This window comes from Paenibacillus sp. J22FR21 (assembly GCF_056269135.1).
In genome coordinates, this window is sequence record NZ_JBWDNJ010000004.1 from 619,757 (window position 1) to 645,996 (window position 26,240).

The 26,240-nt window shown below is 51.5% G+C and carries 21 protein-coding genes; 2 read left to right on the forward strand and 19 right to left on the reverse strand.

Features of this window, described 5'->3' with window-relative positions; translation table 11 throughout:
• Nucleotides 1-16 precede the first annotated feature (16 nt).
• Entirely contained in the window at nt 17-2,377 is a 2,361-nt protein-coding gene (locus tag AC0YNS_RS18170; protein ID WP_475782373.1) for an immune inhibitor A domain-containing protein, read from the reverse strand.
• A gap of 500 nt (nt 2,378-2,877) precedes the next feature.
• Here AC0YNS_RS18170 and AC0YNS_RS18175 point away from each other — a divergent pair, with 500 nt between their 5' ends.
• Nucleotides 2,878-2,961: a putative holin-like toxin gene (locus AC0YNS_RS18175; RefSeq protein ID WP_475782477.1), complete on the forward strand. Its 84-nt coding sequence runs from the start codon at nt 2,878-2,880 to the stop codon at nt 2,959-2,961.
• A gap of 211 nt (nt 2,962-3,172) precedes the next feature.
• On the opposite strand, the gene AC0YNS_RS18180 is transcribed toward AC0YNS_RS18175, so the two are convergent.
• From AC0YNS_RS18180 to AC0YNS_RS18240, 13 genes are all read right to left on the reverse strand, one after another.
• The gene (locus AC0YNS_RS18180) at nt 3,173-4,522 is read right to left on the reverse strand and encodes an ABC transporter substrate-binding protein (protein WP_475782374.1); all 1,350 of its coding nucleotides are present in this window, start codon (nt 4,520-4,522) and stop codon (nt 3,173-3,175) included.
• On the reverse strand, nt 4,515-6,065 hold the full coding sequence (locus tag AC0YNS_RS18185; protein ID WP_475782375.1) for an ABC transporter substrate-binding protein: 1,551 nt from the start codon (nt 6,063-6,065) through the stop codon (nt 4,515-4,517). Before AC0YNS_RS18185 ends, AC0YNS_RS18180 begins: the two co-directional genes overlap by 8 nt.
• A complete protein-coding gene (locus AC0YNS_RS18190; RefSeq protein WP_475782376.1) occupies nt 6,062-6,640 on the reverse strand; it encodes an RNA polymerase sigma factor in 579 nt (192 codons plus the stop codon). Before AC0YNS_RS18190 ends, AC0YNS_RS18185 begins: the two co-directional genes overlap by 4 nt.
• Nucleotides 6,641-7,051: 411 nt before the next feature.
• Entirely contained in the window at nt 7,052-7,987 is a 936-nt protein-coding gene (locus AC0YNS_RS18195; RefSeq protein ID WP_475782377.1) for a TauD/TfdA dioxygenase family protein, read from the reverse strand.
• Nucleotides 7,988-8,052: 65 nt separating this feature from the next.
• Nucleotides 8,053-9,411, reverse strand: a complete 1,359-nt coding sequence (locus AC0YNS_RS18200; RefSeq protein ID WP_475782378.1) for an LLM class flavin-dependent oxidoreductase — start codon at nt 9,409-9,411, stop codon at nt 8,053-8,055.
• A gap of 33 nt (nt 9,412-9,444) precedes the next feature.
• Complete coding sequence (locus AC0YNS_RS18205; RefSeq protein ID WP_475782379.1) at nt 9,445-10,317, reverse strand: ABC transporter permease; 873 nt, start codon at nt 10,315-10,317, stop codon at nt 9,445-9,447.
• Nucleotides 10,310-11,188 (reverse strand): ABC transporter ATP-binding protein, encoded by an 879-nt coding sequence (locus tag AC0YNS_RS18210; protein WP_475782380.1) that lies wholly within the window; start codon nt 11,186-11,188, stop codon nt 10,310-10,312. The genes AC0YNS_RS18205 and AC0YNS_RS18210 overlap by 8 nt, the downstream gene beginning before the upstream one ends.
• Nucleotides 11,189-11,217: 29 nt before the next feature.
• Nucleotides 11,218-12,267, reverse strand: coding sequence for an ABC transporter substrate-binding protein (locus AC0YNS_RS18215; RefSeq protein WP_475782381.1), 1,050 nt, complete (start codon nt 12,265-12,267; stop codon nt 11,218-11,220).
• A gap of 199 nt (nt 12,268-12,466) precedes the next feature.
• On the reverse strand, nt 12,467-13,735 hold the full coding sequence (locus AC0YNS_RS18220) for an MFS transporter (protein ID WP_475782382.1): 1,269 nt from the start codon (nt 13,733-13,735) through the stop codon (nt 12,467-12,469).
• A gap of 25 nt (nt 13,736-13,760) precedes the next feature.
• Nucleotides 13,761-14,177 (reverse strand): GIY-YIG nuclease family protein, encoded by a 417-nt coding sequence (locus AC0YNS_RS18225; protein WP_090985036.1) that lies wholly within the window; start codon nt 14,175-14,177, stop codon nt 13,761-13,763.
• A 51-nt stretch (nt 14,178-14,228) separates the two neighbouring features.
• Entirely contained in the window at nt 14,229-14,993 is a 765-nt protein-coding gene (locus AC0YNS_RS18230) for a DUF2087 domain-containing protein (protein ID WP_475782383.1), read from the reverse strand.
• Between the two features lie 137 nt (nt 14,994-15,130).
• Nucleotides 15,131-15,316, reverse strand: coding sequence for a hypothetical protein (locus AC0YNS_RS18235; protein ID WP_475782384.1), 186 nt, complete (start codon nt 15,314-15,316; stop codon nt 15,131-15,133).
• 695 nt (nt 15,317-16,011) lie between these two features.
• Complete coding sequence (locus tag AC0YNS_RS18240) at nt 16,012-17,184, reverse strand: MFS transporter (protein ID WP_475782478.1); 1,173 nt, start codon at nt 17,182-17,184, stop codon at nt 16,012-16,014.
• Between the two features lie 297 nt (nt 17,185-17,481).
• Between AC0YNS_RS18240 and AC0YNS_RS18245 the strand changes: the two genes are divergently transcribed.
• A complete protein-coding gene (locus AC0YNS_RS18245; protein ID WP_475782385.1) occupies nt 17,482-18,522 on the forward strand; it encodes an efflux RND transporter periplasmic adaptor subunit in 1,041 nt (346 codons plus the stop codon).
• 72 nt (nt 18,523-18,594) lie between these two features.
• On the opposite strand, the gene lacZ is transcribed toward AC0YNS_RS18245, so the two are convergent.
• From lacZ to AC0YNS_RS18270, 5 genes are all read right to left on the reverse strand, one after another.
• Nucleotides 18,595-21,714, reverse strand: a complete 3,120-nt coding sequence (gene lacZ, locus AC0YNS_RS18250; protein ID WP_475782386.1) for a beta-galactosidase, LacZ type — start codon at nt 21,712-21,714, stop codon at nt 18,595-18,597.
• A gap of 151 nt (nt 21,715-21,865) precedes the next feature.
• Entirely contained in the window at nt 21,866-23,038 is a 1,173-nt protein-coding gene (locus AC0YNS_RS18255; RefSeq protein ID WP_090985647.1) for an ABC transporter permease, read from the reverse strand.
• Nucleotides 23,004-23,735, reverse strand: a complete 732-nt coding sequence (locus AC0YNS_RS18260; protein WP_475782387.1) for an ABC transporter ATP-binding protein — start codon at nt 23,733-23,735, stop codon at nt 23,004-23,006. The genes AC0YNS_RS18255 and AC0YNS_RS18260 overlap by 35 nt, the downstream gene beginning before the upstream one ends.
• Nucleotides 23,735-25,186, reverse strand: coding sequence for an efflux RND transporter periplasmic adaptor subunit (locus AC0YNS_RS18265; RefSeq protein WP_475782388.1), 1,452 nt, complete (start codon nt 25,184-25,186; stop codon nt 23,735-23,737). Before AC0YNS_RS18265 ends, AC0YNS_RS18260 begins: the two co-directional genes overlap by 1 nt.
• Nucleotides 25,183-25,941 carry a hypothetical protein gene (locus tag AC0YNS_RS18270; protein WP_475782389.1) on the reverse strand — a complete coding sequence of 253 codons (759 nt, stop codon included), beginning with the start codon at nt 25,939-25,941 and terminating at the stop codon, nt 25,183-25,185. Before AC0YNS_RS18270 ends, AC0YNS_RS18265 begins: the two co-directional genes overlap by 4 nt.
• Between the last annotated feature and the right edge of the window lie 299 nt (nt 25,942-26,240).

Genomic DNA, 26,240 nt, shown 5'->3' on the forward strand with positions numbered 1-26,240 from the left:
TTCCGCTGTTTCTACATTATTTAAAAATCAAGACTTTGCCGACTGTGCCATCCGAACTTTCGCCCACCACACGGAACTTTAATCCGTTAGCTGGAATGTTACGTCCGGCATCGATTAGACCAGGGTTCGAGAAGTTCTCATGGTCATCAAACAATGGGTTGCGAGCAGTATAATTATCTTTCATCGTAATACCTAAAAGGTTTTTGTAATCCAAGAACATGGCATTTGTTTTATTCAATCCAAATGCTGCGTCATGAACTTGGTAACGAGAAGAAGCAACCGCTTTATCGCTCCAGTTCATTGCACGCTGATCCGCATCGACAACGCCCAGGAATCCGTCACCGGGGTGAGCGCCTGTCCAGTTATTGTCAAAGGTTTCATCCACATACCAAACCACTAGACCTGGGTCATAACTCATAAGGCTTGCGCCGCGACGGATGTGCCCTAAAGCCGCATCCACCCCGTTATGGGATCTCCATTCTAATAGATAGTAATTTGTAGAGAAGTAGGTTCCTTTGTCTTTGGCGAATCCTTGTAACGTAAACGCTGAATTTCCTTCTGCATTATCCGATAAAATCGGTTGGCCGTCAGATGTGAGTTGAATATCGTCCACATAGAATCCGCGTTGAGCGACATAAGGATCTGTCCAATAGTTAAACTTAATGCTCACTTGTTTTCCTGCATAGGCACTTAAATCAAATGCAGCCGGTACCCACCCGTTTGATACCCCCGTAATCCCGTGACCTGGATTTTGGTTGTTTGGGTTGCTGTCCTTCGTGATGTTTCCCGGAACGGAAGTCCAGACGCTAGTCCCTTCTTCTTTCACTTGAACAGACGCATAATCCCAATCTTCTTCAATGTCGTACCAAGCTTGGAACGTTAAAGCCGGATGCGCAGCATTGGTCAGGTTAACCGTTGCTATCATTGAATGGTCGATGTCATTTCCTGAACCGCTATAATATTCATAGGTTCCGCTCGTTGGAACGTTCACGTGATTTTCTTTATCCTGTAAATCCACGCGTACCGCGTCATGGTTGGTTCCTTTAGTGGAAGCTTCATCCAATAAAACGGTTGTTCCCGCGCTCGTTACATCATTTGCATGGATAGTGGTTCCGCTAAGCCAGTTTCCACCGTGTAAATGCTGCAGCATTTCTTTATCATACGGGCTGAATCCAGATGGCTCTGTACCTGGAACGGCTCCTGCCCAGCTTCCTGCCGACATGATGGACCAATATGCAACCGGTTCACCGGCACCGGTGTATTGCGTGTCATATTCATCCGGAAGGCCCAAATCGTGACCATATTCATGAGCGAAAACGCCAGCAGCCCCGTCTTCCGGTTCAATCGTGTAATCCCAAGCGCCTAACAATCCACCAAAACGATTGCTATTGGATTTTCCGCCCGGAACCGCAACTGGACCCGCAGCAAGTTTCGAGCGGTGTGACCAAATCGCATCCAAGCTTAAACTTCCGCCGCCCGCTTCTTCGCCTACCCCGGAATGAATGACCATTAAGTGGTCAATGATGCCGTCCGGTTCATTGTAAATGCCGTTTCCGTTGTAATCGTCGCGGTCCCATACATCATAGTCGGCTAAGTTAATGGATGGATCTTGAGCTGCTTTTTTAAGCGCTTCTTTTACCAAGCCCCTGGCGTTAATATCGTCGCCATCCGGCGTTGGATAGTTCGCTCCGTAGTACGCGGCTGGATAATCGGCTGTGTACCAGCCCGCTACCGTTCCTTCAACGGTATAGCTTCCGCCCGACTGGGCTTCATAATATTGCTTCATGGAAATCATCTTTTTACCATTTGGCCCTATATAGCCGTTCGGGCCGAAAATCATAGTTTGAAAATGATCATGGGTGTAATCTTCATAAAACATATCCGTTTCTTCTTTGGTAATGGAGCTTTTCGGGTAATTCGGAAAATCGATCGCTAATACGAGCACTTTATCCGTACGGACACCGCCGTTATAGGCTTCTGCTTCAACAGAGTCGATCGTCGATTTTTTGGCTTGCCCTAATTTATTACCCTTGCCATTCACCAATCCATTAGCGTTTGAATGCGATTTGTCTTTCAACACTTCCAGAACATCGGAGTCGAACCCTTTTGGTTTTGCTGCTTGATTTTTCGCTTTCAAAAAAGCCGTCAACGCTTGTTCGGCTTCCGCGGGACTTGCATCCTTTCCGATCTTTCCTTGCTTTTTTAGCATCTCAATCAGTCTTTCGTCATTGGCCACTCCTAAATCAGTCGTTGCCCATTCCCGAATTGCTGCACTTGCTGCCTGTTTATCCGCATGAGTACCAACGTTAAATAAAGTGCTCGCCACAATGGCACTGGCGGAGATACCCGATAGCAATTTCCATCCTGTTTTGGGCAATTCTTTTACCCCCTGGTTATATGAAATAGACTGCAAGGTTAGTATACAGTAGACGTATTGTAGAAAAATGCTGTGTGATGTCGAATAAAATTCCCCCCAATTATGCTTCACCGTAACTGCTCCATTGGTGAAACTCCCTATAAAACGAACAAATTATCTTAGAAAGACAAACGAATTCCCCCAACCTATTCCTTTGAATTTATGTCTCCGGGCGGAAGACGAAGCAATCAAAATGTGGTGGATGCGATTGATGCATGTTTGTTCAAGCCTCAAGAACTATCGTATTGGGACTAGGCCCAATATAAAATGCGTGTTGCAGACAAGTAGGGTAGGTGGTGGTAGGTGGGGTAGCTAGTAGTAGTAACACTACCTAATGTAGCCCCCCTCCCAACTTGTACCAAATTACATATAGACACACGAACAAACGTTCGCTTATAATAGAGAAGCGATGAATGGCTTGCAAGGGCGGTCGGCTAGTCTCCCGGAAGGGAGGTGACGCCATGGAGGTTCAAGACGCGATCACGCTGATGTTTACGTTCGGCATGTTTATTCTCGCGCTGCTCAATTACCTCAAAAAAAAATAGACCGCCCTCTCGCGAAGGAATGCGGTCTACTCTATAATCTCATATCCTGATACAGCCTTCCGCCCTTAAAAGCGGTTAATCGCGCCGGGAGTCGGTTGCCGCCGACTCTCTTTGCCTGTTTATGTTTCTTTGCCAATATAATACCATATTCGCTCGGGGGTTGAACATATGCATTTCGTAAAACAGACTGTCAATTGAACAAGTTGAATCGTTATTGACTTCTCGGCTTCGCCGCTTCTAACAATGCTTGTCCTTCCTTCTGCACAGCAGCGATACAGGAGTCTACACTCTTCTCGCCATTAACGGCAGCTTTCACTTCACGATCTTGAAGCTGCTGAAACAGTTCTAAGAATTTAGGATCATACCCTTCGAGCGAATAACTCTGATCGATGCTGGGAAGCGTCTCGTACAGCTCTGCCAGCACGGGATTATGATCGTAGCTCATGTAGGACCTGCGCGTTGGCATACTGTACGCGTCCTGAATACCGGATTTGGCCTTTGCCACATAATCACTCAGCATGAACTCGATGATTTGCCACGCAGCATCGGCATTTCGCGCACCTGCCGGTATCGCCATATAATCATATACCGCTAAATGAACAGATCTGCTCGTATCAATGGAACTAACCGGCGGCGTAACCATGCCTGTTTCAAACTTCATCCCTTTGATGCCGTTATAACTACCGATGGTCATCGCAGACTTGCCTTGCTTAAACAAATCCGCTTCATTCACGGCTTCCTCATCGAAAGTCAACGTACCGCCAACCATGTCTCCTTTGACATCCTGCATCATGAAAGTGCCATTCTTATAGAGATTTACGACAGTCGCGAATAGATTGCGCCAAGCAGGCGTGTCCACGGTTACTTTACCGGTTCGATAGTTGTAGGCCTGGAGCCCTTCCGAGCTAGACAGACTGAGAAGCAGACTGTTCGGCATACTGCTGAACGGCTGATGATAGCCGACAATCCCATCCTTGCGGCTTCCTGCTTTCGCAAATTGGCTGGCCAGCTGCATCACATCCATGATAGTCATCCCGTTTCGAGGCAAATCAACCATGTATTTATTAAACAAATCCGCGTTGTAATAGAGAACTGAAGCTTGGAAGGAAGCAGCTAAGGCATATAGATTTCCGCCTCCTTCGCGTTTGATTTTATCGATCATCCCGGGATAGAAGTCATCTGGTTTCATCCCACTTGCTTGCAGCCGTACCGACAGATCCTCCAGTAAGCCATGTTCCGCCAATCCGGGATATTTGCCTGAATAGCCGAGCAGAACAAGGTCCGGCTTCTCTTGCTTCAGCTTCTTCTCGTACTGCTCAGCCGATATTGGCTTATAATTCGGCTCCATCTCGATGAGCTCAACCTGGAAATTCGGGAAAGCAGCAGTTACAAAATCCCCAATTGTAAAGTTATAGCCGCTCTTGGTAGACAGCGCAATACGAATGACCTCTTTCTCGTTTCCGGCCGCCCGTTTATCCGACATACAGCCGCTTAGTAGGAAGCTAATCACCAGAACGCTGATGAAACCCACGTATGAAGGGCGACTTACTCGACTACTCATGAGTCTGATCACCCTTTCCGGCTAGCCTCATTTCCAATGTGTTCTGCCATTCGTCAAGCGCTGCATCGACAGACTTCGTTCCTTTCACAACGGCTTCCATCTGTTCGCCGCCAGATGTGTATATGGCAGCATCTAACTCTCCCTTCGCTCGATTGTCGAAAGCAACTCTGTACTCCTCGGCTGCCTTTCCCGCATCAACGTTATTCTCATAGAATGCTTTCCAGTGCTTGCTTTCCTTATCATCCATGCCCGATTGATCAGCCAACAAAGTGCTGAATAGCTGCGCATTCTCAAGCCCACTACGCCATGTTCCGCCTATAATGAACGAAATCAACTCCCAGACCGCATCCTCTTGGGTTGAAGCAGCATTGATCGCATATACGGTATTTGTGCCCAAGAATGACAATTGGTTTGTGGCGGATGCGTCCACGTGCAGCGGAACTGTCGACCAGTTCACTTTCATGACTCCCTCAAACGCATAATTCTCCAAGTTCGAATAGAAATAGCTCGGCGCGATCATCATGGCTATTTTGCCTTGAGCAAACGCGTCATTCTTGCCCATATCCTCCATCGTAATGCCGTTCTTGCCATATTCTATCGGCTTCTGCTGCATGATCCAACCTTCCTGATATCCGGCCGCGACCGATTGCCAAATCTGCTTCCATGCCTCGGAATTGACAGTGGCCTCCGTCTTGCCCTCATTACTCTTACTTAAGGTTTGCAGCCCGGATACTTGTCCGAAGAATTTCGTCAGCGCAAATTTATTGTCACGATCGAATGCCCCGAGACCGCTAATCCCTGTACCTTGGAATCGTTTGGCAAGCTGCAAAATCTCCTCCGGCGAAACCTCGCCCTCAGGCAGCGGAATCCCCTGCTTCGCAAAAGCATCTTCATTAATATACAGCGCCGTAGAATTAAAATCCGACGGTACCCCATATAACTCGCCGCTTCCGCCCAGCTGCCGCAGCAGTTCAACAATTGGCGCATAGAGGGCACCAAGCTCAAATTTCCGTTCTTTCACAATTGTATCCAGAGACTTAAGTTTCCCGTCTGCCGCCAGCTCCCTAAACAACTTCAACGGAAGCTGCAGCATGTCCGGCTGCTCCTTATCCATCCAGGCTTTAAACATTTCAGGATCATTATATAAATCTCTAGGCGCATCGACCGTATTCAGCTTCACGGATGGGTGACGAATAATGAACGGCCGCTTGATCTGATATTCGATGCTGCCATCCTGTGCAAACTGATGGATCTTAAGCGTATATTCCCGGTCTCTAAGCGAATCACCGCGCAGCCCCGCCGGAATACTCTCGTTCGTATCAGGTTTCAGCATCGCCTTCACATCATCGCGGAACCACCAGCCACAGCCCAGCAACAATACGATGCTCATGAATGCTGCAACCGCGCGATATGGCGACCTTCTTTTCTCATTTTGCATATGAATGCGCTCCCTCACTTTATGCTCCAGTTCTGAGGTGAACCCATTCTTCACGGGAGGTTTCCCCGCAAGCTTATGCTCCCAGCTGTTTAACGGTTCTTTCATGTCCATTCTTCCTCCCCAGTCCACTTCGCTTCTTGGGTAAGACTGCGATTAACCGCAGCTCGCGCACGATGAAGTCTCGACTTCACCGTACCGACCGATACGTGGAGCATGTCCGCCATTTCTTGCATCGAAAGTCCATAATGACTGTTCATCAGCAGCACTTCCCTCAGCTTCTGCGGCAGCTTCAAGACAACCGCCCAAATCTCCTCGGTCATCAGTTTATCGAAGCTTTCCCGCTCCGCCGAAGGCGAAGTTTGCTCTTGTGGACGGACGATCCCTCCGAAGAAGGTCACACGTCTGATCCATGCCGACCGCAGCACGTCGCGCGCCGTGTTGCGAGTAATGGCCAGCAGCCAGGTTTTGATCGACGATTGCCCGCGGAACTCGTAGAGCTGTTGAAACACCTTCACGAATACATCTTGGGAAATATCATCGGCCAGCTCTCTGGAACGTGTGTAGAAGAAAGCGAAATTCCAAACGTCTTTACCGTACGCCGCCATAAGCTCATTCAGCACCGCATGCCGGTCTAATCCGCCTGTTACATGCTTCAAGTAATCAAACTGCAAGTCGTTCACCTCATCAAGTAGACGATAGAGTGCCGGAAAGGTTCCCTATCATGGATAATTATTCTATTGCTTCGCGTAAAAAGGAAGAATTTACAAGCCCAGAATCATACTTCATACTATACTTGTAGAATACTACCAAATCCAAATCCAATTGCAAGACATACCATCTCCATGGAGGTTTAATATGGAAGCTCTATTAGTAGACAAGCCCGTCATGAAATTCATTGGATTAGCGAAATCTATGATGAACGCAATCATGGTCCGGAATCCGAGGAATCCATCACAGATATTTGTTTTCCTGTTCGAAAGCTACAATAGCCGAAAACAGAGCCTTACGAATTGAAAAAGAGCCCCGAGCGGCAGAGCTGTTTCCAGCTTCCATTCTCGAGGCTTTTTGCAATTACACATGATTACCCGCTATTAAGCCGTTTCCCCGACTTGACCCGCCGGCCCTACCTTCTTGCGCGTAACACTCTTCCTTCCGTCAATGCTTACCGGTACATCGCCATCGACCGTAACGCGGCGAACAACACGGTGCTGATCGCCATAATCGTTGACTGCATAATGCTGCGTCGCCCGGTTATCCCAGATGACAACATCGCCTTCTGCCCAGCGCCAGCGAACGGTGTTCTCCAGTTTAGTAATATGATTTTGCAGCAGCGAGAACAGTTGAGCCGAGTCTGTGGAAGACAATCCGAGGATCCGCTTCACAAAATGGCCTAAAACCAGCGTCCGCTCCCCTGTCTCCGGATGCACACGTACGAGCGGATGCTCCGTTTCGTATAAAGTAGATACGAATACTTCGCGATATCTCGTCTCCTCCGCTTCATCTGTAGGTCTGCTCCGATACGCAGCATAGTCATATTCATTGGAGTGTACCGCCCACAAGCCTTCGACCAGCTTCTGCAGCTCGGCAGGCAAATTGTCGTAGGCTGCTGCGGTATTCGCCCAGACGGTATCGCCACCAGCCTCCGGCACGACAACTGCCCGCAGAATGGAGGCCTGCGGATAAGCATCCACGAAAGTAACGTCCGTATGCCAGGAATCGGCACGACCGCCGTGATTGGAATTAAGCTCCAATACATAGTCGGTTCCTTGCTTGTTCGGCACCGTCGGATGAGATACCGGATCGCCAAGCAATTGGGCAAAAGCTTCCTGCCCTGCATCATCAAGGTGAGTTTGACCGCGGAAGAAAACAACCTTATGCTTCAGCAGCGCTTCTCTAATGAAGCTAACCGTTTCTTCATTTAAACTGGAAGAGAGTTTAACCCCTCTAATCTCTGCGCCGATTCTACCTGCTACCGGACGAACCTCGAATGCTTGACCAATCGTTTCATTTTGTTCTACTTTGCTCATGGTATTGCCTCCTTGGATTTGTTTTTACCTCAATTGTTCCTTCATTTGTTCTTTCATCTATGTGGTTAGTTCCTTGCTGCCAATGGAGATGGAGCCTGTGTCCCATACCGATTAACCGGTCGCCCGAGGCCAAAATGTTCCCGCAATGTCCGCCCTTGATACGCCGTCCGGAACAGCCCCCTGCGCTGCAGCTCCGGTACGACCTGCGAAGCAAATTCCTCCAGCCCCGCCGGCAAGTACGGCGGCATGACATTGAAGCCGTCGCTCCCGCCCTGCGTGAACCAGGCTTCCAGCTCATCCGCAACCTGCACCGCGGTGCCTGCGAATACGCGGTGTCCGCGTCCTCCGGCCAGCCGGTGAATCAGCTGGCGAATCGTCAGCCGCTCACGCGTCGCAAGATCAGCTACCAGCTGGAATCTGCTTTTGTTCCCGTTAATATCGCCGACGTTCGGCAGTTCAGGCAGCGGCCCGTCTAGCGGGTAGGTGAACAAATCGAGGCCCAGCATGTTCGAGAGCTGATTGAGTCCATACTCGGGAACCGTCAGCTCATTAAGCTGCTGCTCCTTCTCCTTCGCTTCGGACTCCGTTGCGCCAATGACCGCGCAGATGCCGGGTAAGATCTTAAGCTCATCCGGATTTCTTCCATACCTGGCTGCGCGTGCTTTCACATCGCTGTAGAACTGCTGCGCTTCGACCAAAGTCTGCTGCGCCGTGAAGATCGCCTCCGCATATTGCGCCGCAAATTCCTTGCCGTCCTCCGAGGAGCCGGCCTGCACCAGAACCGGATGACCCTGCGGCGATCTCGGAATATTCAGCGGTCCGCGCACCTTGAACGCATCGCCGGCATGGTTGATGCTCCGCACCTTCTCCGGCTGCGCGAATACCCCGGCCTCGCGGTCAATGACGATTGCATCATCCTCCCAGCTGTCCCACAGACTCGTCGTCACCTCAAGGAATTCTTTGGCGCGCTCATACCGCTTGTGATGCTCCAGATGCTTATCGCGACTGAAGTTGCTTGCCTCAAACTCGCTGCCGGAGGTCACAATGTTCCAGCCCGCGCGGCCTTTGCTGATATGATCCAGCGAAGCGAATTTGCGAGCGACATGGAATGGCTCGTTGTAGGTCGTCGATACGGTGCCGATCAAACCGATCTGCTCCGTGACCGCAGCCAGCGCGGACAACAGCGTGAACGGCTCCAGCCCGACAAAAGCACCGTGCTTGATGTTATTGCTCACCGCCAGACCGTCTGCCAGGAACAGCGAATCAAACTTAGCCTGCTCGGCGATTCGCGCTATTCGCTGAAAATACGCAATATCCGTAATGTTCTGCGGCTCCGTCCCGGGATGCCTCCATGCCGCCTCATGATGGCCGGCATTCATAATGAATACATTCAAATTCATCTGTTTCTTCTGTTTGTTGCCCATCGCTTCTCCACGCACCTTTCCTCATTCGAGAACTCATTGGTCGCCGTAGGTCTGTCTCCACGACGTTAGCTTCCGCTCGATGTACAAGATGACATAGTTGAGAATCAAGCCGATGACGGAGATGGACGCAATACCGGCGTACATCTCAGGGATTTGAAAGCTAAACTGCGTATATTGAATGAGATAACCAAGGCCCGACTTCGCCCCCACCATCTCAGCCGCAACAAGCACAAGAATGGAGGCCGCCCCAGACTGACGGATACCGATAAAGATCGTAGGGATAGCAGCGGGAATAATGACTTTGCGAAAGAGTGCAACAGAGGAGAGTCCCATCGATTTGGCGGATTTGATCAAGAGTGGATCGACGTTCTTCACCCCGCTGATCGTATTGAGCAGCAGTGGAAAGAAGCAGGCATAGAAGACAATGGAGATTTTCGACGTTTCTCCGAGTCCAAGCAGCAGGATAAAAACCGGAAGAATCGCAAGCGGCGCCGTATTGCGCATCACCTCAAGCAGGGGATTCAGGTACGCGGCAACCGGCTTCCACCAGCCAATCGCAAGCCCGATCGGCACGCTCACGAGAAGCGCCAGCAGGAATCCGCCTAATGATCGGGTCAAGCTTGCTTCGGTGTGGGCAGCCAAATCGCCGGATAACAGCAGCCCCCACCACGCCTTAAGCACTTCGGACAACGGCGGGAAGAAGGTGCTGTCTACCAATCCGCTGCGGGGGGCGAGCTCCCATAGGACGAGAAAAGCAACGATGACAACAAGGTTGCGAAACCATTTCCGCGCGTGAACACCAGCAGCTTGAAGCGCGGCGCTGCCCGGCTGTTCCGCCGGAGTTTGAGCCGTTTCGGTTTCGTAGCGCGCCAGAGCTTTACCGTTTCCTGTCGTTACGTTAGCCATCGCCAGCCACTCCTTTGTTCATCGATTTCTTGACGCTTCCTGCAACGAGGCTCTTGTTCTTCTCCTGCTCCTGCGCCCTAGACACCTCATCCTTGAGCAAATCCCAGATCTGATGCCGAATGCGCACAAACTCCGGATTAGATCGCAGATCCTCTTCCGTTGTACGAGACTGGAACGGAACGTCGATGATTTGCTTGATTCTGCCCGGCCTTGAAGTCATAACCGCAACACGCTGCCCGAGATAAACGGCCTCTTCAATCCCATGCGTGATGAAAATAATCGTCTTCTTCGTCGCTTCCCAGATGCGGAGCAGCTCGGTTTGGAGGGTTTCACGCGTCTGCGCATCGAGCGCCGCGAAAGGTTCATCCATGAGCAGCACCTCGGGATCGTAAGCGAGGCTGCGAGCAATGGCGATCCGCTGCTTCATGCCGCCGGACAGCTCATGGGGATACCGATTCTCGAAGCCGGCCAAGCCGACGAGATAGATGTACTTGCGGGCGATCTCTCTGCGTTCTTTACGCGGAACGCCTTTGGTCTCCAGTCCGAATTCCACATTGGCGAGTGCTGTTTTCCAAGGGAATAATGCATATTGTTGAAAAACGATTCCGCGCTCCAGATTGGGCCTTTTAATCGGTTTGCCGTCCATTAGAATCTGCCCGCTGTTCGGTGTCGTCAGTCCGGCAAGCAGATCCAGCAGCGTTGATTTCCCGCAGCCGCTCGGGCCGACAATGACCATAAACTCGCCTTGCTTAACTTCCAAATTAATATTCTGCAGCGCCGATACCGGCTGCAGATCTGCCTTCAGATGGGATAGATTACGCTGAATCCGAAACGACTTGTGTACGTTCCGGAGGCTGATTTTGGCATCCATGCTCCTCATGCTCCTTTCCTGATTCGCGATTATTTCGTTTCACCCTGATAGGGATTGAACTGATTCGTATAGAGATCTTTTGCCGTCAGCTCCCCTTCCTTCAGGTTACCTTCGGCTATTAGCCATTTAATCCAAGTGTCAAACTCCTTGTCGGCGATCAGTCCGCCTGTGCCGGCTACCCCCGTGCTCTTCCAGAACTTGATCGCGCCTGTGTCTTCCTTCCGGCCGCGTTTGTTGATAATGTCCTCGAACTTGGCAACGACTTCCTCGCGCGGTGTTGTTCGTGCCCACTCGATGGCTTTGGCAGTAGCTTCCACAAACTTCTTGGCCGCGTTCGGATTATTCTTAATGAACTTATCCGTCATTACATAGCTGCCTGCGCTGAATGTCCCGAACAAATCCTTATCCTTGAACAGCGGATGAATGCCTCCGCGTTCTTCCGCTTTATCCCTCAAAGTGCCGCCCAGAGCAGCAACATCGATTTGATTCGCGCGAAGCGTCTGTTCCGTTGTGACCGGCGGAACGACCACGAGCGTCACTTGCTTGATCTCATCTGCAGTCAGCCCGCCTCTGTGCAAATACTCCTTGATGACAAATTCATGGTGTGCGCCAAGCGTGTTCACCGCGATCTTCTTGCCGATCAGATCCTTTGCCGTCTTAATTGGGCTGCCATCAAGGACGTAGTACCCCGTCCAAGTTGCATCATCCACACCATAGTAGGAGATCACGGACTTAATCGGCGCTTTGGCAGCCAGCAGCTTGACGATGGCGCCGTTGAATGCGCCGCCGTAGTCGGTATCGCCGGTCACGACGGACTGAATATCCTGCGGACCGCTGATCGTATTGCCGATATAGTTCAGCTTCAGCGGGGCGAGATAACCGAGATCCTCCGCTAATTCGGGGAAGGTTACAGCGCCGACCGACCCTTGGTATCGGAGCTCCGAGACCTCTGGTTCTCCGTCACTTTTCTTGCCAGTTGCACTGGCATCCTTCTCGTTACACCCGGTCAATACCAGGGATGTAGCGATGAGCAGCGTGAATGCGGTTAAGGCTGATTTCCTTACAAAATGCGGTTTCATGGGCAACCCTCCATCGGAATTTAATCAGAATCACAGGAAAATGTGATAAAAAAAAGAGACGCACTCATCTCTCGATGATTGGTCCCTCTCCGGCAATCCGGTGGATTAAAATATTCTTTTCCTATCGATTTACTATGATTTATACATGATAATACCTGCTGACCCTTTCGGTGTCAACAGGTATTAGGTAAATTTTTCTTTAAGCCGATATGCTCGTTGCTGCCGACTCAGGAGCCTGCTGCTTGAAAAGCGGCACCAGCGACAGCACTCCGGCAAGCATTAATAAGCCGGACAACGTATAAATCGTGGTAAGCGGAAGGATCGTCTTCAGCGGTCCGGCCAATGCCATCATGAGCACCATTGCTCCCATGTACATCGGACCTAGTGTGCCGCTGACGCGTCCGATAAATTCAGGCTTTGACCATTTAAGCATAATGGTATTGATCGAGATATGGACCATTGGGAAAATCATGCCCATAATCAACTGCATACTCAGCGTAAACGGTACGTTCACGGAATAACCAACACAGACAGTACCGATCGCGCTTACGCCTAAGGCGAGCGCCAGCATCTTAACCGGAGACATTTTCTTCGAAATGACCGTAATAAATGCACCGCCAATTAGCATGCCAATCCCGCTCAGCATGAGCACATATTGCAGAAATTCCTTCGGCTGCCCGAGTCGTTCCGTCACGACAAACAGCCCCAGCGTTTGCGCAATACCGCCCGATAAGCCTGCCAGTGCAAAGGTGATACACATCTTCCGAAGTACGCGGCTGCTCCACACATAGCGAAGTCCTTCCTTCATTTCCGTCATGACGGAGGTTGGCTTCGCTCCGGGATCGCGCTGCGTGCTCGCTTTATCTTGCGGGAGTCGGAACAGGATAAGTGCGGATAACAAACTTGCTACCCCCATAACGCCAATGGAGACATGAATGCCGAAGTTTTGGTAAACGATTGTTCCTACGGATGGCCCGGCGATTAAGAACACCGCCATAAGCGTTTGGAAGATTCCCATCGCGCTTTGCAGTTGCTCCTGTGGTACATACTGCTTGAACAGCTTCATCGATGAAGGTGCCGAGAATTGCGACAACGTCGCGGATAAGAAGGTGGCCAAATAAACGGCGGCCCATGATTCATACACAAGTGCGACCAGCACCAGCACGACGGATGCGGCCGACATGAAATCACACCAAATCATCGTTCGTTTCGGAAGCCAGCGGTCCGCGAAGGTGCCTCCAATAAAGGCGAATAGGAAAATCGGTGAGAACTCCGCAACGGAGATCAGAGATACAGCAATGGGATCGTTGTTCGTTTGATCGGTCACATAGAGTAGGATGGCAAAGTTTCGCACCCATATTCCAATTTGCAGCATAATATTCGACATGAGGATCGTTTGAAAAAAGCGGTTCCGCAGCAGCGGCGTTTGGGCTGTTGTACCTTCGGGTGCCACTTGGTTAGTATTCATTTCGTACCTAACTCCTTATTCGGTTCTATTTGGGCGGACGGTTGTAACCGTTCGGTTCGTATGGCTGTAATTCATCAAGCCACTTCTTCTCCAGCCGCTTGAGGGAATCACGGTAGTTCATTAAGGCATTGCGATCGACGATTTCCGTGCCGGGAATGAGCGTATCTTTGTAGTCATTACGCACCTCTTCGCCAAGACTGAGCTGCTCCAATACCTCATATCTGAAGTCTGCGCCTGCTTGTGCTCTGTACTCCTCTTGTAGAGCAGTATTCATATGACCGTTCATGTCGAGCGAGAACTTCTGGCGCGTCCATGCCGAGTCTAGTGTCGGTGATGAGGCGATATAACGTTTGCCATTCCGATCATTGATGATTTGAAACACGCCCATCGCGCGCTGCTTCATGCCATATTCATTCTGTAATTCCTTACGTCTGTTCATCATTGTAAATTCCTCCTTCAGTCATTCCCATTCATGCTTGGTGCTTCTGTCAGCTTACAGGCTCAGCCAATATACGCTTCCGTCGCTCTCACGATCTAGAAAACCATAGTCGACCAAGTATCTTCGAAGCGTCACATAATCTTCTTCCATGAACCGCTTGAGCAGCTCATTGACCTCAGCTTCCTTGTACTTGCGGCCTTTCTTGAAGCTGGTTGCAATGTGGCGGAGCAGTGCTGCTTTGCGTTTCTCCTTACGCGGCAGACCTGTGAGCGGCCCAGCCAATCCTTGCGGCAAATATTTGTTTAGCAGTGCTTTGTACTCATCGTGTGTGATCGCAAAACGCTCATCAACCAGAGGAGCCGTACGGTGCACCGGCACAAATTTCGCTCCTTGCGCAAGGCCTCCGTCCATCAGCTCCATGATGGCAAGAAACAGCTTTGCCTGCTTCGCTTTCTCTTTCAGCGCGAAACGGTGATTGCGAATGGTTGACGCACTGCCGCTGCCGGTTTGCTTCACGATGTCTGCATCGGAAGAGCCTGAGGCAAATGCACTGATGAGCTGCTTCTGCAAATCAGTTAGACCCGTTGCTTTCTTATCTAGTTCAAGCAGATATTGAAGCATGGATCCATGCACGCTGCCGATATGCTTGGCAACCGCTTTGTGAGCTTCCATGAGGCGAGTATCAATCGAATAGATGATGCCCTCTTCAAATTGTTCCCCGCAAACTAAGCAGTAATAGCTATCGGATTCCCCGTGATATACATAACCTTGCTTCAGCTCTGAGAGCGATGCGGTATAGAAGGATTCTGAAATGTCCATAACAAACAACTCCATCATTCGTTTGATAATTACCTAGATAATATATCACTTTGTTTAGTTTTATTCAATAAACGATTGTATAGTAAGAAGCTGGAAGTAGTATAGATATATAAAAAAGAATGACGATGATCCAATCTTTAAGCTGCTCTGGCACGCTTAAAGCCTCGATCATCGTCATTCTTCGGATACGCATATTTCCGTTTATCCGGCTTCACCCTCGTCACAGGTTTCACACCGTTCCAATTCCCTCGTTGCATAGTTGGATCCATCCCGCCTTGCTGCAGCTTCTTATCGCGCTGCTTACGCGCCGTACTCTTCGCCATGCTTAATGCACGCTCCTTATATTAAGTTGAGACCGCCAATTGCTGTAGCTATCAGTGCCTCACCTCTAGCTTATACGATTGATGTGCTTCGTTTCAAGGGGCTGATGCGGTCTGTCGCTCCCTTCCTATAAGTTACCTCGAGAAGTTGCTGTTTCGGCTATCAACTCTGAAAGCCGTTGTCACTGACGCGTTGCACCTCCACATTAGCAGTGTTACCACCTGCTGCAACTGTCATCCCCACTTCCGCTATTTCTGCTATTACGATGAACTCCTCTTCCTCGCTGTAGCCACTGTCGCAGTCACTCTGACACCTCCAACCTCCGTTACAAAGTAACCTGCTCCTCTCTTACATCTGGCAGCCACCTGGCTGAAATGCTGACATTTGGACGGCTCCCCCGGATTAAATGTTGACAAATAGGCAGCATTTCAGGCGAAAATAAGGGTTTTTGCTGGAAATGTTGCGCCAAAAGCAACATTCTCGCGCCAAACCCCCTTTCATTCGCTCATACGACCGGGAATGTTGCAGTTTGGGCAACATTAGGCTCTTACAGTCCATCAGACCGCTAAAATGTTGCAATTCCAGCAGCATTTCGCGCCTCCATCCAACCGACCGCCGCCCTCCACCTTTCCCTCGAGCAAAAAAAAAAGCTATCCCGAAAGTACACAATGCGTACTTTAGGGACAGCCACAAATTACTATGCTGTCTCTCGCCGATCTGGCGGCAGCAAGATCGCTAATAACCCGATCATCGGGAGGACGCTGGAATAGTTCATCACCTTAGTCAACCCCCAAGCTTCTGCGGCATGTCCCAAGATGATGGCGCCGAGCGCTCCCATGCCGAAGGCGAGTCCCGTAATGAGACCTGACGCCATGCCGACGTTGTTCGGAATGAGCTCCTGTGCGTACACGACGCTGACGGAGAAACCGGACAGCAGGATGAAGCCGAGCACGAAGCTCACCGGATACACCCACTCAATGGATAAATGAGGCAGCAGCAGCGCGAACGGGGAAGCACCGCCGATCGAGAACATGATCATCCGCTTGCGGCCGAACTTGTCAGCGAGCACGCCGCCGAAGAAGGTGCCAAGCACACCGGCAGCCATGAAGATGAAGATCGGCACTTGAGCCGCCTTGGTCGACAACCCATACTTCTCTACGGCGAAGAAGTTATAGAAGTTCGAGATGCCGCTGAAATACCAGGATCTCGAGAAAACGAGCAGAATCAATATCGTCATGGCGAAAATAATCACGCCTCTGCTCTGACCTGCCGCACCGTTCTGAGTCGCCGCTCTCGCTGATTTCTTAGCCGGCTTCCCATGCTGATCCAGCTGCCCTTTGTACCAAGGAACCACCCGCAATAGGATCGCGATAGCCGCAGCTGCCAATAACGTCCCCCAGATCGCGCCGGGCTGTCCCAGCGGCAAGAAGATAAAGATCGTCATCAGCGGAGCCAGCGAGCTCCCCGCATTGCCTCCGACTTGATAGATGGATTGCGCGAGCCCTCGGCGTCCACCAGCCGCAAAATATACGACACGGGAGCCCTCCGGATGAAATACCGCTGAACCCAAGCCGATAAACACAACCGCTCCTATGACGGAATAGAAATTCGGCGCATACGCAAGTCCGGCCATCCCAAGCAAGCTAAGCCCCATTCCGATCGGCAGCATCCAAGGCATCGGCCGTTTGTCGGAGAAATAGCCCACGACAGGCTGCATGACGGAGGAAGTCATATTCAGCGTAAAGGCAATCCAGCCCATTTGCCCATAGCTTAGATGAAGTGATTTTGCAAAGACAGGAAACAGTGCGGATACGACGGCCTGCATCGTATCATTCAATAAATGTACAGCACTGATTGCAAACAAAATCATGTACAGTGTACCGGTTTGCAAAGCAGCTGCACGTGGTGAAGCTGTAGCCAAACTCCCCAACCACCTTTCTCAAATACAACCTATCACAACGTGATAAGGTGAATCTCCGTCTACCTTTAGTCTACCTGCAAACCTTAGCATAATCGCTACGTAGTGACAATTATCCATTCTTAAGCAAAATTCCCAACTAATATTTGGAAATGTAATCGTTGACATCGCTATACAGTGCCGTTATTCTTTACATAGTAGTGACGCTTGTCCTTCCAATAAGTGCCCATTATGAGGGGAGATTATTTCGTGCCGAAGTTCCGTAATCGTACTTCCATTTCATTGCTGCGCATGTCACTCATGGGATCGCTAGCCGCTCTGATACTCAGCAGCTGCTCCTTGCTTCCTGCTGAAGAAGAGTCGCTTCAGCCCCCTGTTCTAAGCAAGAAAGAAGAAATTCACGAAACAGAAGCCGTCAAACGCGGCAATATGGAACTCTATTTATCCTCTACCGCAACCGCTTCTTCCGATACGAATCAATCCGTCTCGTTCCCGGAATCCGGCGAACGCTTGAAGAAGCTGTACGTGCAGCCCGGAGATACCGTGAAAGCCGGCTCACCGATTGCCGAGCTCGACACCGGAGATTTGCCGCTCCGGATCAAGCTACAGGAGCTTACCGTTGAGCAGCGTTCGCTGCGTTACTCCGATGCCGTGAAGAGCGGCGACGAGGAAGATGCACGTCTCGCCCACATCGACCTGGAGAAAGAGCAGCTTCAACTTGATGCCCTGCGCAAGCAGTACCAGAAGTCGCTTCTGATCTCTCCGGCAGACGGAATCATAACGTACTTGAATGAACTCAAGCCCGGTGAAACGGTAGAAGCGCTGCAAACGATGGCAATCATCTCCAACCCGAATAAAGTCAACTTTATCTACGAGGCAACAGACGCTTCCAAGATCGCCTCTGTCAAGAAGGGCATTGAAGTGGACGTCACGGTGGATAAGAAGATCTACAAGGGCACCGTCATCCAAACACCGGCAACTGCGCCTAAGAGCGATGTCGATGCCATTAAACGACGAAATTCCAGAGCGCTTATTATCGCACTGGATGCGCCGAAACCGCAGATCGAGATCGGTAAGCTGGCTGACATTAAGCTGTTTATCGAGAAACGCAGTAATGTCCTCATTATTCCGCGCGGCAGCCTAAACAGCATGTTTGGCCGCAATTACGTGAAGATTATCGAGAATGATCGCATCAAAGAAGTCGACGTCGAAGTCGGCCTCAAGACTAGTGCCGAGGTCGAAATTAAGAAGGGGATCGATGAAGGCCAGAAGATCATCATCGATAACTAATAACAGAAGCGTCCCATGCGCTTGGTGTATGAACTCCATACACCTTGCAGCACGGGACGCTTTTTTCATTACTTATTTGCCTTGCAATGTGAAGGAGAACGCATACGTCTTGTTCGCTTGCAGCAAATATTGCGGATGCGGCATCGCACCCCAGCTGTCATCTCCGCCTACACCCATTTGCTTGTAGTTGATCCGTACAACCGTCTTATCGCTGGCAGGCAGCTTATAGACATGATCATGCGCTTCCAGCTCAAACGGCGTATACGGCAGCACATTGAGTTCAAAAGATGGTGCACCTGTGATATGCAGTGTCGCTCCCGCGCCATTGCCAATTGCTGCACGGCGTACGCCCATCTTGTTACCGCACTCCTGCGGACGCAGGTAGGGAACGAATTGCTCCGCTGGTGTGCCTTGGTACAAGCCAAGCTTCGCACTGCCTTGGCGATCCCAATACGATTCATGCGGCCCTTTGCCGTACCATTCCAGGTTCTCGAAGGAGCCATCCATGACGAGCATCATGCCGACTTCCGGAATTTCCGGCAAGCCTTCTCCCGGTGCCAGTTGCTGGAGCACTTGGATCGCACCGCTGCCCATAACCGTGTACGTAATGGAGCAAGTGGATTCCACTGTAGTCGGCAGCAGATATTCCGCATGCACGATGACTCGGTCAGCCAGCGCTTCCCATCGAAGCGCACGCAGCACGCGTTCTTCGCCCGCACTGCGCCAAGTTGCACAACGCTCGTGGTGCTTGTTGCCGCGGTCATTGTCGGTGTACGCGCGCCAGAAGTTAGGCGCAAGCGCGCTCTTCAGCAGCTCGTTTCCACCAACCTTGTAGGACACGAGGCTGCCGGTTGTTTGAGCGAACTCGGCTGTGAAGCCTGCCCCTTGCACGGTCAACACATCCGCGAGCTCGGATACGTCCACTGCACCGCTGCTCTCAACGCGCACAGAGCCCACAAGCGCCGACTTCGAAGCGGCAAGGACGAATTGCTCGAACGCGACCTCATGACCGGCAGCAGCCCATTGCGCAGCCTCTGTCGTGACGAAGCTGATGGTCAAGACAGCTTCCCCGTTATGCTCCTCGCGAGCCGGCAGCGGAAGCGTTATCTCCTCAGCTTCACCCGGCGCCACAGCAACAGTCAAGCTGCCTTCAGCAGCAAGCACACCATCAAGCGCAACCGACCACTGCAGCGTATAAGCATCCAAATTCGTGAACAAGTTCTTATTCTGAATGCGGTACAGACCTTGTTTGCCATCCACTTCGGTAATCCCGATATTCTGGTAGCATTTCTTCACTTCCAGCAGTTTAGGCGAGATGGAGCGGTCCGCGAAAATCAACCCGTTGCCGCAGAAATTACCGTCATGCGGCTGCTCTCCAAAGTCTCCGCCATAGGCCATGTAGGAGACGCCGTCTTCGCCGGTTGTCCAAATCGCTTGGTCAACCCAGTCCCAAATAAACCCGCCCTGCAGCACCGGATGCTTGTCGAACAGCTCCGTGTAGATATGCAATCCACCGCAGGAGTTGCCCATCGCATGGCTGTATTCGCATAGAATATAAGGCTTCTTCGGACGATGATCGTGCGCATACTCAGCCAGCTTATGCGGCTTCGCGTACATGAAGCTCTCAATATCTGTCGCGTCAGCCGATTCTCTCCACATTGTTACGCCTTCATAATGAACGAGACGTGAAGGATCTGCTTCGCGAAGGAAATCATGCATTTTGACAAAGTTATCGCCGCCAAAAGATTCGTTCCCAAGCGACCAAATGATGATGGACGGATGGTTCTTATCCCGCTGCATCATGGAGTTCGCCCGATCCAGCACATTCGCTGTCCATGCCGGGTTGCTAGCCGGCACGTTATGCGGCAGCAGCTCCAATTGATCGTACGCCCAGCTGCCATGCGTCTCCAGATTCGTCTCGTCAATGACGTACAGACCATATTGATTGCACAGCTCATACCAGAGCGGATGATTCGGGTAATGCGAAGTCCGAACAGAGTTGATATTGTGCGTTTTCATCAATTTAACGTCTGTAATCATGTCCTCCAGCGCCAGCGCACGGCCGGTATGGCAAGAGAATTCATGACGGTTAGTCCCTTTAAACACGATACGCTGTCCGTTAATGAGCATCAGCCCATCCTTGATTTCAAACTTACGGAAGCCCGTTTGTGTACTGATTGTCTCGAGCTGCTTCTGCTCGGCATCCTTCAGACTAATGACAAGCGTGTATAGGTTCGGCTGCTCTGCGCTCCACTTGAGTGGATTGGCTACTTGCACGGAGGCTTCGATCTCTACTTCCGCTTCGCTGCTTCCAAGCGTAGTGGTTACAACGATGGGCTGTGCCAGAACCGGCTGCCGCTTGCTGTCATACAGCTGCGCTTCCACCGTTACCGTCCCGAGATCCACTTCCCAGTAGTTCATGATTGTCGCTCTCAGTTTAAGCTCGGCATCGCGGTAAGCATCGTCAAGCTCTGTTGTTACGAAGAAGTCATAGATATGCGCTTTCGGAGCCGTATACAAATACACATCACGGAAAATCCCGCTCATCCGCCAGAAATCCTGATCCTCCAGCCAGCTTGCATCGCACCAGCGGTACACTTCGACGGCAAGCTTGTTGTCACCGGCACGCAGATATGGCGTAAGATCAAACTCAGCAGGCGTAAACGTATCTTCGCTGTAACCGACCAGTTCACCGTTTAACCAAACGTAGAAAGCCGACTCTACCCCTTGGAAGCTGATAAATACGGGCTGGCCCTGCCAATTATCAGGAACCGTAAAGCTGCGTACATAGGAGCCAACGGGATTATATTTGGTCGGTGCAAAAGGAGGCTTAAGGTCCGGCTCTGATGCTTCCCACGGATAACGGATATTCGTATATTGCGGGTAATCGTAGCCTTGCAGCTGCCAATGTCCGGGTACCGCGATTTCGTCCCAAGCGCTCGTATCAAAGCCATCCTCGTAGAAGTTCGCAATACGTTTTGACGGCGTTTCGGCAAAAGCAAACTTCCAGTTCCCGTTCAGTGATAAGCTGCTGCGAGATGCATTGCGATCGCCTTTCAGTGCTTCTTCTATAGAATCGAAGGGCATCAGCGTAGCATGTGCCTTCATTCGGTTCAATTCAAAAATCTCAGGGTTATTGTTCCACTCCGGATAACCGTTAGCCGGCGGTGTATAGGTGAATTTCGATTTCAATGCGAGCACCTCTTTCTAGTAGTAGACATCCATAAGGCTACTTTATCGGAGTTGAATCCCTATCGTAAATATAATAAATGGACGGCAAGATATAAAAAAGAGGAGGGCCGGTGAGAAGGCTTCCCCTCTCACCTGCGACTCCTCTTGTGAGCTATTCAAATCGCAGCGCTTCAATTGGCCGCAAATTGGATGCTTTGTTCGCCGGGAACAGGCCGAACACCACACCGATGAAGACCGAGAAGCCGAATGCCAAGCCAATGATTGGCATCGACAAGACGACGGTCATGCTCATCGCCTTGGATAACAGCTGCGAGGCCCCGACGCCAATGCCAACGCCGAGCAGACCTCCAAGCCCGCTTAAGGCGATGGCCTCAATGAGAAACTGGGTTAGAATATCCCGCTTCTTCGCGCCAATAGCTTTGCGAATGCCGATTTCCCGCGTCCGTTCGGTAACGGATACGAGCATAATATTCATGATGCCGATGCCGCCAACAAGCAGGGAAATCGCTGCAACGCCGCCAAGTGCGAGCGACAACGTATCCGAGATGCTGCTGAAGGAATCGAGCAGATCCTGCTGGTTGAATACGCGGAAGCTGTCCGTATCGCCGCGGAACTTCTTCGTCAGCGCTGTTTCAAGCTCGGTTACGACGGCATCCATTTTGTCCGCATCCGCCACCTGCACATTGATTGTTTTGACCCCTTTGGATTTAAACAATCTCTCTGCTGTTGTAATCGGAATCACGACAACTTCGTCGTTGGAGCCGGTCAGCGAGCTGCCCTTGGAAGCCAGCACACCTACCACTTTGTATCTGACTCCGTTAATCAGAAAGGTTTGCCCGACCGCGTTTGTCGTCCCGAACAGATCCGTTGCCGTCGTCGATCCCAGCACCGCAATCTTCTGATAATAATCGAGGTCGATTTGCGCGACGAACCGCCCTGCCGCTACATCATACTCCTTCACGTCCAAGTAGTCTTCTGTCGTACCGACTACGCTGACTGACGTGCTCTCGCTCCCATTCTTGACGGTCGCATTCGACTGATTGATTGGAGCGGCAAAAGCGATATCGTCCTTCGCCGTAATTTCTTCCGCTTCCTTATAATCCACGGTCGTCTTGGAGCCGCGCCCCGTAATATTGACCGTGAGCAGATTGGTGCCTAAGCTCTGCACCTGATCGGTGACCTGCTTCGTTGTCCCTTGGCCGACACCGACCAAAGCAATGACGGCCGCTACCCCGATAATGATGCCCAGCATCGTGAGCAGCGATCTCATTTTGTTGGAAAGGATGCTTTTAGCCGCCATTTTGAAGGCTTGACTGACGTTCACGTCTCTCACCGCCTTCTTCACTGATTTGACCATCTTGAATGCGCACGACTCGCCGCGCTTGCTGCGAAATGGCCGTATCATGCGTAATGAGGACAATGGTATGTCCTTGCTTGTTCAATTCCTTCATCAGCCCCATAACCTCGACCCCGGTACGGGTATCAAGTGCTCCGGTCGGCTCATCGGCCAGCAGAATCGGAGGGTTGCCCGCCAAAGCTCTTGCGATCGCTACGCGCTGTTGTTGTCCACCAGACAGCTCGCTCGGTTTATGCTTGACGCGCTCTTCGAGTCCGACCTTGGTGAGCGCCTCGATGGCCTGTTCCTTGCGCTGCTTCGCAGGGATGCCCCGGTAGATGAGCGGAAGCTCGACATTTTCAAGAGCCGACAGCTTATTGAGCAAATTGAATCCTTGAAAAATAAACCCGATCTTGCTGTTGCGAATTTCAGCGAGCCTATTCTCCCGGAGTCGGCTCACTTCTTCGCCATCGAGCCAATACTTTCCTTCGGTCGGCGCATCCAGACAGCCGATAACATTCATCAGTGTCGACTTGCCGGAACCCGACGGACCGATGATGGCGATAAAATCACCATAATCGATCTTCATTGAAATATCGCTGAGTGCGTGGACGGTTTCTCCGCCCATTTTGTACAATTTGGACAAGTTCTCGATATGAATGAGTGGTTCACGTTTGGCTTCCATTAGCGTGTTCCTCCGCCGCCGGTGCCTCCACCGCCTCCGCCTTGCGTACCTCCGGCACGCGTCTGAGCTCCGCCTCCGCCTGCCGCGCGTTCGACTCGAACACCGCCGCCTCCGCCGAAGCCGCCTCCGCCGCCAAACCCGCCGAAGCCTCCTGCTGCACCTGCGAAGCCTGCTTGCGCCCCGGTTGCACCGGTTGAAGCTACAACGGTTGGTACCACAACTTTGTCGCCTTCTTTAAGTCCGGAGAGGATTTCAATGTAGTCTTCATTATGAATTCCGACCTCGATCATTGTTGGGACGCCATTGCCGAAGCGGCTGCTTGCGCCGTTTCTGCCACCCGTACGACCGGCGAATTGACCGCCTCCGCCGCCTGCGCCCGCTTGACCGCTGAATTGACCTTGTTGGCCTTGGCCTCTGGATTGACCCTGGCCTTGTGTGGACTCATCGCCGGAGCCCGCTTTATCTGTACCTTTATCCGTCGTTGTTTCTGTTCTGCCGCCACCTGTTGTGGATGGTCCGCCTGCAGCGCCGTTACTTGCCGTTTGCGTACCTGCCGGGAGCATAACCATGTAGCGTTTGCCTAATGATTGAACTGCGTCAATTGGAAGCATGAGCGTATTTTCTTTCTTCTCGATCTCGATGCTTGCTTCCGCGGACATCCCGCTCTTGAGATTTTGCGCTTTATCTAGGGCAACGGTAACATCGAATGAAGCTACCCCGTTGCTTGCTGTACCTTCGTCTGCGATTTTCACTACTTTACCTGTGAAAGTCTGGTCAGCCAATGCTTCTACAGAGATCGTAGCGCTCTGGCCCTCTTTGACCTTGGCGATATCGAGCTCATCGATGCCAACGACCATTTCCAAAGAAGCATAGTTTGCGATGGTTAAGATTTCAGTTGAAGGATTCAAGGAGTCCCCTTCGACGATAGATAGCGTTGTAACTGTGCCCTCGATCGGTGCCGTAATCGTGCTTCCTTCTTGGCTCTCTTCCAAGTCGGTAATCGACGTTCTGGACTGCTCGATCGCAAGCTGCTGTTTCTTCAAGCTTAGTTTAATGTTGGAAATATCGCTTTCCTCTGTCGCTGTTTTCAGCTTGGACTGTGTATCCTCCAAGTCTAGCAGCTTGCTTTCCAGGTTGAGCTTTTCGGATTTAATCTTGTCGGAATTGTCCACGCCTTCGATCGTCAGCAATACATCGCCTTTCTTAACGATGTCGCCTTCTTTCACGTTTATTTTCTCGACAGTTCCTTGCTCGGTCGCTTTAACCGTTTGTTTGTCGAGCGGAGCCAAGCTGCCGGTTCCACTCACATGCACCTCAATAGTACCTTTGACCACTTGGGTGGTGGATTGTACCTGTGCTAACGGCTCCTCCTTCGTTCCCATTTTCATATAAACCACAACTGCAGCTGCAACTAGCAGCACGCCGATCCCGAGCAGCCACCATTTTCTCATTGCCCGTTTCCTGCCTTTCCTTGAGTTCCCGGATTGAACCGGAGCGAGATATATTGCGCCGTCGCGTTATCGGAGGACAGCCACACGGTGAGGATGTCGCCTTCCTTCAGATCAGAGGCTTTGAGCGCATTGGTCGTCATGCCATCCTGACCTCGGCTCATCGTTACGATTTCCGTGTCGGCGTCGACCGCTACCGTTGTCTGCGCATCTTCGAATTTCATTTGATCCATGAAGCCTGCGCCGCCTCCGAATCTGCCGCCTTGGCGTTTGCCGCCTTCTCCGTTTGGTGCAGCGTTGCCTTGCGCACCGTCTGCGCCTGCGTTACCTTGCGGGGCATTAGCTGCCGCTCCGTTGCCACCGCCCGTTGGGGGAGCTTCGCTCTCAGGTGCGGTGCCGTTGCCAGCTTCGGGTGCGGCGGCATTGCCGGTACCGTTCCGGCCTTCGCCCGATTTCGCTTGCCCGTCCCGATTCGGACGCCCGCCACCGCCGCCTCCGAACCCGCCACCACCGCGCGGCATATCCGCCGGAGATAACGTTGATTTCTGCACGATAATCGCATCACCGGATACCTTCACCACTTTTGCCAGAAAATCCGCCGTCCGATCCGGCTGATTCACATCGCCGCCATTAAACCCGCCGACAGCCGCTTGTCCGTTATTAGTCGGCTGCTGCTCGTCGTTTTGCGCGCCGCATCCCGTCAGCATCGCCGTCAGCAGCATCGCCGCGGCCATTAATTTCAAACTGGAACGATCCATAAGGTTAGGATTCCACCTCTCTATTTGTTCTCCGTTATTCACAATAGCACGCATAAATGAAGTCCATGTGAAGAGAGGTGAAGTGGTGGCCGGGACGAGTGAGAGACTGGTTTTCCCACTCTCATCCTCCGGCGCGGACAGGATCCGGTTAGTTTGGTCGCTGAGAGTTCGATTTCGGGACTCTCGGCTTGTTTTTCTAGCGCTCTTGCAGCTGAGAGTTCGGTTTTCGAACTCTCAGCATAAGTATTCGCGGATCCTGACTCTTGCACAGAAGTAACCGCGAGGATCGAGCGAATCCA

Coding starts and splice junctions, on each gene's coding strand:
- AC0YNS_RS18240 (WP_475782478.1), bottom strand. CDS start 17,184: ATGATTTTGTTTGCAATCAGTGCTGTACATTTATTGAATGATACGATG.
- AC0YNS_RS18210 (WP_475782380.1), bottom strand. CDS start 11,188: ATGGATGCCAAAATCAGCCTCCGGAACGTACACAAGTCGTTTCGGATT.
- AC0YNS_RS18265 (WP_475782388.1), bottom strand. CDS start 25,186: ATGAGAAAATGGTGGCTGCTCGGGATCGGCGTGCTGCTAGTTGCAGCT.
- AC0YNS_RS18225 (WP_090985036.1), bottom strand. CDS start 14,177: ATGATGAACAGACGTAAGGAATTACAGAATGAATATGGCATGAAGCAG.
- AC0YNS_RS18215 (WP_475782381.1), bottom strand. CDS start 12,267: ATGAAACCGCATTTTGTAAGGAAATCAGCCTTAACCGCATTCACGCTG.
- AC0YNS_RS18200 (WP_475782378.1), bottom strand. CDS start 9,411: ATGGGCAACAAACAGAAGAAACAGATGAATTTGAATGTATTCATTATG.
- AC0YNS_RS18195 (WP_475782377.1), bottom strand. CDS start 7,987: ATGAGCAAAGTAGAACAAAATGAAACGATTGGTCAAGCATTCGAGGTT.
- AC0YNS_RS18175 (WP_475782477.1), top strand. CDS start 2,878: ATGGAGGTTCAAGACGCGATCACGCTGATGTTTACGTTCGGCATGTTT.
- AC0YNS_RS18230 (WP_475782383.1), bottom strand. CDS start 14,993: ATGGACATTTCAGAATCCTTCTATACCGCATCGCTCTCAGAGCTGAAG.
- AC0YNS_RS18220 (WP_475782382.1), bottom strand. CDS start 13,735: ATGAATACTAACCAAGTGGCACCCGAAGGTACAACAGCCCAAACGCCG.
- AC0YNS_RS18260 (WP_475782387.1), bottom strand. CDS start 23,735: ATGGAAGCCAAACGTGAACCACTCATTCATATCGAGAACTTGTCCAAA.
- AC0YNS_RS18185 (WP_475782375.1), bottom strand. CDS start 6,065: ATGAAAGAACCGTTAAACAGCTGGGAGCATAAGCTTGCGGGGAAACCT.
- AC0YNS_RS18235 (WP_475782384.1), bottom strand. CDS start 15,316: ATGGCGAAGAGTACGGCGCGTAAGCAGCGCGATAAGAAGCTGCAGCAA.
- AC0YNS_RS18180 (WP_475782374.1), bottom strand. CDS start 4,522: ATGAGTAGTCGAGTAAGTCGCCCTTCATACGTGGGTTTCATCAGCGTT.
- AC0YNS_RS18205 (WP_475782379.1), bottom strand. CDS start 10,317: ATGGCTAACGTAACGACAGGAAACGGTAAAGCTCTGGCGCGCTACGAA.
- AC0YNS_RS18270 (WP_475782389.1), bottom strand. CDS start 25,941: ATGGATCGTTCCAGTTTGAAATTAATGGCCGCGGCGATGCTGCTGACG.